This is a genomic window from Pseudomonas sp. SDO5532_S415 (assembly GCF_054071155.1).
In genome coordinates, this window is sequence record NZ_JBSVWS010000223.1 from 1 (window position 1) to 7,542 (window position 7,542).

A 7,542-nucleotide genomic window follows, 5' to 3' on the forward strand; every position below is an offset into this window, starting at 1 on the left:
CTTCGCGAGCAGGCTCGCTCCCACAATTGGAATGCATTTCCCTGTGGGAGCGAGCCTGCTCGCGAATGAGCCAACGCGGTTTAAAGAGATAACCGCAAAGCCAACGCCGCCAACGTCGCCAACAACACCGGCACCGTCAACACAATCCCGACCTTGAAGTAATACCCCCAGCCGATCCGGATACTCTTGCGCTCCAGCACATGCAACCACAACAGCGTCGCCAGACTGCCGATCGGGGTGATTTTCGGCCCCAGGTCGCTACCGATGACGTTGGCGTAGATCATTGCCTCCTTCACCATCCCCGTCGCCTGGCTGGCATCGATGGATAACAGGCCGATCAGCACCGTCGGCAAATTGTTCATGATCGAAGACAACAGCGCCGTCAGCACCCCGGCGCCCATGGCTGCGCCCCACACGCCGTATTCGGCGAAACCGTTCAGCCACCCCGCCAGGAACCCGGTGAGCCCGGCGTTGCGCAGGCCGTAGACCACCAGGTACATGCCCAACGAGAAAATCACGATCTGCCACGGCGCTTCTTTCATCACTTTGCGCGTGGAGATCTTGTGGCCGCGGGCAGCGATGGCCAGCAACAGGGCGGCACACACTGCCGAAATCGCGCTGATCGGAATGCCCAGCGGCTCCAGCGCAAAACAACCGAGCAACAGGATGACCAGCACCGCCCAACCAGCATAGAACGTCGCTTTGTCGTGGATGGCGGACGCCGGATGCGCCAGTTGCTCAGGGTCATAATCCCTTGGAATGTCACGACGGAAAAACCACATCAGCATGGCAAGCGTCGCGGCAACGCTCACCAGGTTGACCGGGATCATCACCGCCGCGTAGCGATTGAAACCGATGTCGAAGAAGTCCGCGGAAACGATGTTCACCAGGTTCGACACCACCAGCGGCAGGCTCGCGGTATCGGCGATGAAACCGGCGCCCATGACAAACGCCAGGGTCGCCGTCGGGGAAAAACGCAACGCCAGGAGCATGGAGATCACGATGGGCGTGAGAATCAGCGCCGCACCGTCGTTGGCGAACAACGCCGAGACCAGCGCCCCGAGCAGCACCATGTAAGCGAACAACTTGCGCCCGTTGCCTCGCCCCCAGCGAGCCACATGTAACGCTGCCCAGGCAAACAGCCCGGCCTCGTCCAGCAACAGGCTGATGATGATCAGCGCGATAAAGGTGCCGGTGGCATTCCAGATGATCTGCCACACCACCGGGATGTCACCCAGGTGCACCACGCCGAAAATCAGCGCCAGCACCGCGCCGAACACCGCACTCCAGCCAACGCCGAGGCCTTTGGGTTGCCAGATCACCAGGGTAATGGTCAACAGGAAAATCAGTGACGCGACAAGCATTCAAGGCAGCCTTGGAACAAATGAGCAAACAGGATGACAGGCCGCCCAACCGACGTCACCTTCCTGAAAACAGAGCCCTGTAGGAGCGAGCTTGCTCGCGATGAACCCGAGAGCAACTCGCTTAACCAGAAAACACGCGTAATCGTTTACGACCATCGCGAGCAAGCTCGCTCCTACAGGTGCTGTTCGACCCATTTCGCGTAAGCGTCGATGAATTTTTGCAGAAACGGCCGGACCGACTCGGACGGATTGCCCGCCTCGTCGAACGCCGAGCCGGCGCCGCCCAGATAAGATTCAGGTTGCTGCATCATCGGTACATTGAGAAACACCATGGACTGGCGCAAGTGATGGTTCGCCCCAAATCCGCCAATCGCACCCGGCGAAGCACTGAATACCGCACCCGGCTTGCCGCTCCAGGCACTCTTGCCATAAGGGCGTGAACCCACGTCAATAGCGTTCTTCATCGGGGCTGGCACCGAGCGGTTGTATTCCGGGGTGACGAACAGCACTGCGTCGGATGAACTCACTTGTTGTCGGAAAGTGCTGTAGGCTGCCGGCGGTGAATCGCCGTCAATGTCCTCGTTGTAGAGCGGCAGATCGCCGATCTCGACAATATTCAGCTTCAGGTTGGCCGGCGCCAGTTCCGCCAGCGCGAGGGCAACCTTGCGGTTGATCGATGCTTTGCGCAGGCTGCCGACCACTACGGCGACGGTATAGACATTGCTCATGGAAGACTCTCGATTGTCCGTGGGAGGAGCCAGTAGTTATAGATGATCAGGCGGCGGTTCACCCAGTGAACACAGGTATATCCGCGTCCTGATTATTTTTTTTACGCAGGAAAACTTACCGTGCTCGGTGGCGGTCTACACAGCCGCAAATCAAGCGTTTTATCTCCAGAGGTTCTAAGCAGATGGCAGCAGTACTCGTCGGTCAGTTCCATGCAAGAGACGCGGAAGGCCGCATTTATTCCGTGCATGAGTTCCAGGACTCCACACCGTCGGCAGACGGCGCGCCTGTCACCACGTACAAACTGGCAATTGGCGATCGCGTCAACAAACTCGATGACAACGAGTTTCAGTTGGTGCAAACGGGCGTAACCCTGACCCGTGAACCGGAATCGATTGTCGCTTCATAACTTGGCGTTATGAGCAGAAGTCATATGCTTGGACTTGGGTTAGGATTCAGTCACTGACTCCTTCACCTGCTGAACATGGACTTCACGCATGCGTTTACGCCATATCGAAGTGATCCAGGCACTCCTGCAGACCGGTCACCTGGGCACCGCCGCCGAATGGCTGCAATTGCCGGTGACCGAGGTCGAGCGCATTTTGCGCGAGGCCGAGGATCAGTTGGGTTTCATGCTGTTCTCCAGCGTACGCGGGCGTTTGCAGGCCACCCGTGAAGCGCGGGAGTTGCAGGTGGAAATCGCCCACGTCTACGATGCGCTCGAACCCGTGCAGCGCTTGGCCAACAGCCTGCGGCAATACCTGGCCCCGCCGCTGCGCATCATCTGCACCCCGCCCCTGGCCCAGCAATTGTTGCCGCAGAGCATCGCGGCCCTGCGTCGACGCTTGCCCGACGCGCCCTGCACTCTCCTGAGCCAACCCACCCGTGACATCGTCAGAAGCCTGTTGCTGCGTGAAAGCGATCTGGGCCTGAGCCTGCATGATCCCGATCGCGCCGAGATTCATTGCCAGGTGATCGCCCAAGGCAAGCTGCAACTGCTTGCCCCCCACGGCTGGTTGCAACCGAAACAGAAGTACATCTCGCTGCAGGATCTGGCCGGGCAAGCGATGGTCGGTCTCGAAGGCCATGATCCACTCAGCCCGGCCCTGGAGCACAAGCTGCACGCCCTGCGCCCGGCGCCGGTGATTCAGACCCGGGTCCAGACGCATCAGATGATGCGCAGCATGGTCGAGGCCGGAGAAGGCCTGGCCATCGTCGACCCCTTCACGGCCCTCGGCGCCAAATCCGCCGGCCTCGACGCCTGCCCACTGGCACCCGCGGTGCCGGTCAGTGTCTACGCCCTGACCCTGAAGAACGGCGAACCCTCGCCGGCCGTTCAGGCCCTGTTGGACATCATCACGGAACAAGCCGCGGCGATGCTGGGGAGCTGATCGGGTTTTCCAGCGGGTTATCGAACATTCGATACCAGAACAGCGCCACCTCGGCAGTATTGGGGTCGATGCCCCGATAGCGCAAATGATCGATGCCGCCGATCACATAGCCGCAACGTTCATACAAGCGGCACGCGCCGAGGTTATTGTTCTGGGTTTCCAGCATGATGCCCGGCAGTTTCTTCTTGCGACTCCAGAACTGCGCCACATCCAGCAACGCCTTGGCCACGCCGTGGCGTCGCGCCGGGGCATGCACCGCCAGTTCGTCGATATGGGCGAAACCATTCCAGTTGGTACTGATCACCAGGTGCCCCACCGGCTCGTCATCGAGGAAGGCCATGAAGATTGCACTGTCGGCGGCGTCGCGAAAACTGCTGAACTCTTCAGGATCGATGCCATAACATTTGCGATAAGGCGTAATCGGTGTGACCGACCATTCTTCCACCGATCGGCCTATTTCCGGCGCACCGTAGGCAGCCACTTCAAAACTGAAATCACTGCCCCAGATGTAGGCGGCAAAGCCGTCGTCGGCGACGCGCACCGACAACCCCGGGTGATTTGGATTCATGACAGGTTGCATACTCGCAAAGGTCCTCATTCCTTGATGCAATCGACGGTGTAATGCCGTCCATTGCCCTCATCTTCGTGTTGCAAGCCGTGCACATCGGCGACGAACCCCGGAAAACTGCTGTCGAACGTGCGGGCAAACGCCAGGTAGTCGATGATCGAACGGGTCGACTCGGTAAAGCGTTCGCCGGGCATGATCAACGGAATGCCCGGCGGGTACGGCACCAGCATCACGGCGGCGATGCGCCCATCCAGGGCATCGATCGACACCGCCTCGACTTCGCCACGCACCAATTGATCATAGGCATCAGCCGGCTTCATCGCGACTTCCGGCAGCACCGTGTACATGCGCTTGAGATGTTTGGCCGTGGCATTGCTGCGATAGCAGCTGTGCAACTGGTCGCACAGGTCGCGAAGGCCCATGCCCTGATAGCGCGCGACATTTTGTTGCGCCACGCACGGCAGGCAGGTCGCCAGACTGACGTTGGCATCGTAACTGCGCTTGAACTCCAGCAGCTCGGTGAGCAGCGTGCTCCATTTGCCCTTGGTGATGCCCATGGAGAACAGCACCAGGAACGAATACAACCCGGTCTTTTCCACCACCAGCCCGCGCTCCCAGAGGAACTTGCTGACGACCGCCGCCGGAATCCCGCGCTCGCTGAGTGCGCCGCCCGCGGTCAGGCCCGGCATCACCAGCGTGACCTTGATCGGGTCAAGCAATACGTAATCGTCGGTCACGTCGCCAAAGCCGTGCCAGTCAGCCGTCGGTTGCAGCAGCCAGTCCTCGGTCGCAATCTGGTCGATGCCCTCTACCGAAGGCGGCTGCCAGATGGAAAACCACCAGTCGTCCGCTGCGATGTACTGTCGCAAATTGGCCAGCGCCCGGCGAAAGCTCAGGGCTTCGTCGAACATTTCCTGCAACAGCGAACGCCCGGCCCCACCCTCCATCATCGCCGAAGCGACATCCAGCGAAGCGATGATGCCGTATTGCGGCGAGGTGGAGATGTGCATCATGAACGCCTCGTTGAAGCGATCACGGTCAAGCTGCCGGGCACCGCCGTCCTGTACGTGAATCATCGACGCCTGACTGAACGCCGCCAGCAGCTTGTGAGTGGAATGGGTGGTGAACACCAGCGGACCGTCATGGCTGCGCGAGGTGCCCATGCCATAACGTCCGGCGAAAAACTCGTGGAAGGCCGCGTAGGCGTACCAGGCCTCGTCGAAGTGCAGCACCTCGACACTGTTGCCCAATTGCTGCTTGATCAGTTCAGCGTTGTAGCAGAGGCCGTCGTAGGTCGAATTGGTCACCACCGCCAGTTTGACCTTGGGCGCCCGGCCCTTGGTCAGCGGGCTGGCGTCGATCTTGGCCCGAATCGATTGCGGACTGAACTCGCTCAACGGAATCGGGCCGATGATCCCCAGCTCATTGCGCTCCGGGCACAGGTACAAAGGGATGGCGCCGGTCATGATGATCGAGTGCAGCACTGATTTGTGGCAGTTGCGGTCCACCAACACCAGGTCATCGCGGGCCACCATGGAGTGCCAGACGATCTTGTTGGCGGTCGAGGTGCCGTTGATCACGAAGAAGGTGTGATCGGCGCCGAAGTTGCGCGCAGCCCGGGCCTCGGCTTCTGCCAGCGGCCCGGTGTGATCCAGCAGCGAACCGAGCTCGGGCACCGAGACCGACAAATCCGAACGCAGGGTGTTTTCACCGAAGAACTGATGAAACGCCTGCCCCACCGGACTCTTGTGATACGCCACGCCCCCGCCGTGACCGGGGGTGTGCCAGGAATAATTGGAATCGGCGGTGTGCTGCACCAGCGCCTTGAAGAACGGCGGCAGCAGTCCATCCAGGTACTTGCGCGCCGCCCGTGCCACCTGCCGCGCGAGAAATGGCACGGTATCTTCGAACAGGTAGAGAATCCCGCGCAGTTGATTGAGCTCGGCCATGGCGTCGGCGGGCGCGTTTTCCAGGGTCACTTGCTCGCCCAGGGCGAAGATCGGCAAATCCGGCGCGCGTACCCGCGCCAGTCCGATCAGTTCAGCCATATTTTGTAATAAATGCGAGTGGGCGCTGGCGTCTTCCGCCGCGATCAACATGCACGAGAGGCCGTGATGCGTCGAAGCAACCAGGCGCCCTTCGGCGTAATCCATCGCCGAGACGATGCTGAAACCTTCCTGCTCCAGCTCCCGGGCGATGCCCCGCACACGATCGCCTGCGACGGTATCGGCCTTGATGTCGCGATGGACGATCAGCACCGGGAATTTCAGATCTTTATACATGAGGCTCAGTGTCCTGAGGCGGCAGGCCAGAGCCTGCCAATCACCTCAGGGTAGAGGGTTGAAGCGAATGTGGCGAGTGCGATGCACTGAAGCGGGTCAGTCGCCGCACCATGCCAGAGCAAAAAAAAGCAATTTGGTACGAACCTTTGTGGCGAGGAAGCTTGCTCCCGCTCGGCTGCGAAGCAGTCGTAAATCCGACCAGCTCGGTTTGGCTGAAGGAACGCTTGGGGGCTGCTTCGCACCCCAACGGGAGCAAGTTCCCTCGCCACAAAAGCGCTTTTGCCTTACATCTGCAAATTACGCCTGCGCTTCAGCCTGGGCCAATTGCAACCACAACGCCGGCCCACCCGCCGACTTGCTGATGATCTCCAGACGCGCCGCGTGCCGGGCCAGGTCGTCTTCACTGGCGTGAATGATACGGGTCCGTTTGCGGTCGGCCGGAAGGCGACGAATTTCAGTGGCCGAGTTGTCCGCGCCCTCACCGGAACCGTTGCCATCGGAGGCATTACCGGCCAGGGACAGGCTGGTCTGGCCGCCGGTCATGGTCAGGTAAACGTCGGCAAGGATCTCGGAGTCGAGCAAGGCGCCGTGCAGTTCACGACCGGAGTTGTCGACGCCATAGCGTTTGCACAGGGCGTCGAGGCTGTTGCGCTGCCCCGGGTGACGCTCCCGGGCCATCATCAGGGTGTCGAGGATCGAGCAGTGTTGCGTGATGTCCGCACGGTCGTGCTGACCCATCAAGGCAAATTCGTTGTTGATGAAGCCAACGTCGAACGCCGCGTTGTGGATGATCAGCTGCGCGCCTTTGATGAACTCGAAGAATTCTTCAGCCACCTCGGCAAAACGCGGTTTGCCCACCAGGAACTCGTTGGTGATGCCGTGGACGCCGATGGCGCCTTCGTCACTTTCGCGGTCCGGTTGCAGGTAAACGTGAAAATGCCGGCCGGTCAGGCGCCGACCGATCAACTCGACACAACCGATTTCGATAATCCGGTGGCCGTCGGTCACCGGCATGCCGGTGGTTTCGGTATCGAGTACAACAGATCTGGTGGCCATCAGTGCTCAGCTCTCAACGGGTCATTCTTGCAAAAGCGGCGATGTTAACACGCTCGCCGGGGTCTTTCAGATAGACCGTGTGCACCCATTCGCGAGCAGGCTCGCTCCCACAGTTGATCTCCAGTGAACACAACTTTGTGTCCACTCCAGATTCC

General features: G+C 60.2%; 7 protein-coding genes. 2 read left to right on the forward strand and 5 right to left on the reverse strand.

Going from position 1 to position 7,542, the window contains the following annotated elements; translation table 11 throughout:
• Positions 1–80 precede the first annotated feature (80 nt).
• Both ACW9HW_RS27505 and ACW9HW_RS27510 read right to left on the reverse strand, forming a co-directional pair.
• A complete protein-coding gene (locus ACW9HW_RS27505; protein WP_457402447.1) occupies positions 81–1,364 on the reverse strand; it encodes an arsenic transporter in 1,284 nt (427 codons plus the stop codon).
• 173 nt (positions 1,365–1,537) lie between these two features.
• A complete protein-coding gene (locus tag ACW9HW_RS27510) occupies positions 1,538–2,092 on the reverse strand; it encodes an NADPH-dependent FMN reductase (protein WP_457402449.1) in 555 nt (184 codons plus the stop codon).
• Between the two features lie 182 nt (positions 2,093–2,274).
• Here ACW9HW_RS27510 and ACW9HW_RS27515 point away from each other — a divergent pair, with 182 nt between their 5' ends.
• Positions 2,275–2,499: a hypothetical protein gene (locus ACW9HW_RS27515; RefSeq protein ID WP_095194939.1), complete on the forward strand. Its 225-nt coding sequence runs from the start codon at positions 2,275–2,277 to the stop codon at positions 2,497–2,499.
• 88 nt (positions 2,500–2,587) lie between these two features.
• Positions 2,588–3,481 (forward strand): LysR substrate-binding domain-containing protein, encoded by an 894-nt coding sequence (locus tag ACW9HW_RS27520; protein WP_095194940.1) that lies wholly within the window; start codon positions 2,588–2,590, stop codon positions 3,479–3,481.
• Here ACW9HW_RS27520 and ACW9HW_RS27525 read toward each other — a convergent pair.
• The 3 genes from ACW9HW_RS27525 to dnaQ form a co-directional block, all read right to left on the reverse strand.
• Positions 3,447–4,061 (reverse strand): GNAT family N-acetyltransferase, encoded by a 615-nt coding sequence (locus tag ACW9HW_RS27525; RefSeq protein WP_137805573.1) that lies wholly within the window; start codon positions 4,059–4,061, stop codon positions 3,447–3,449. The two genes, ACW9HW_RS27520 and ACW9HW_RS27525, sit on opposite strands and share 35 nt — an antisense overlap.
• Positions 4,062–4,075: 14 nt before the next feature.
• Positions 4,076–6,331 carry an Orn/Lys/Arg family decarboxylase gene (locus tag ACW9HW_RS27530; RefSeq protein WP_457402452.1) on the reverse strand — a complete coding sequence of 752 codons (2,256 nt, stop codon included), beginning with the start codon at positions 6,329–6,331 and terminating at the stop codon, positions 4,076–4,078.
• Between the two features lie 297 nt (positions 6,332–6,628).
• Positions 6,629–7,387, reverse strand: coding sequence for a DNA polymerase III subunit epsilon (gene dnaQ, locus ACW9HW_RS27535; RefSeq protein WP_457402454.1), 759 nt, complete (start codon positions 7,385–7,387; stop codon positions 6,629–6,631).
• Between the last annotated feature and the right edge of the window lie 155 nt (positions 7,388–7,542).

Excerpts from the sequence above, each read along its gene's own strand:
- ACW9HW_RS27505 (WP_457402447.1), bottom strand. The coding sequence starts at position 1,364 with ATGCTTGTCGCGTCACTGATTTTCCTGTTGACCATTACCCTGGTGATC.
- dnaQ (WP_457402454.1), bottom strand. The coding sequence starts at position 7,387 with ATGGCCACCAGATCTGTTGTACTCGATACCGAAACCACCGGCATGCCG.
- ACW9HW_RS27520 (WP_095194940.1), top strand. The coding sequence starts at position 2,588 with ATGCGTTTACGCCATATCGAAGTGATCCAGGCACTCCTGCAGACCGGT.
- ACW9HW_RS27530 (WP_457402452.1), bottom strand. The coding sequence starts at position 6,331 with ATGTATAAAGATCTGAAATTCCCGGTGCTGATCGTCCATCGCGACATC.
- ACW9HW_RS27515 (WP_095194939.1), top strand. The coding sequence starts at position 2,275 with ATGGCAGCAGTACTCGTCGGTCAGTTCCATGCAAGAGACGCGGAAGGC.
- ACW9HW_RS27525 (WP_137805573.1), bottom strand. The coding sequence starts at position 4,061 with ATGCAACCTGTCATGAATCCAAATCACCCGGGGTTGTCGGTGCGCGTC.
- ACW9HW_RS27510 (WP_457402449.1), bottom strand. The coding sequence starts at position 2,092 with ATGAGCAATGTCTATACCGTCGCCGTAGTGGTCGGCAGCCTGCGCAAA.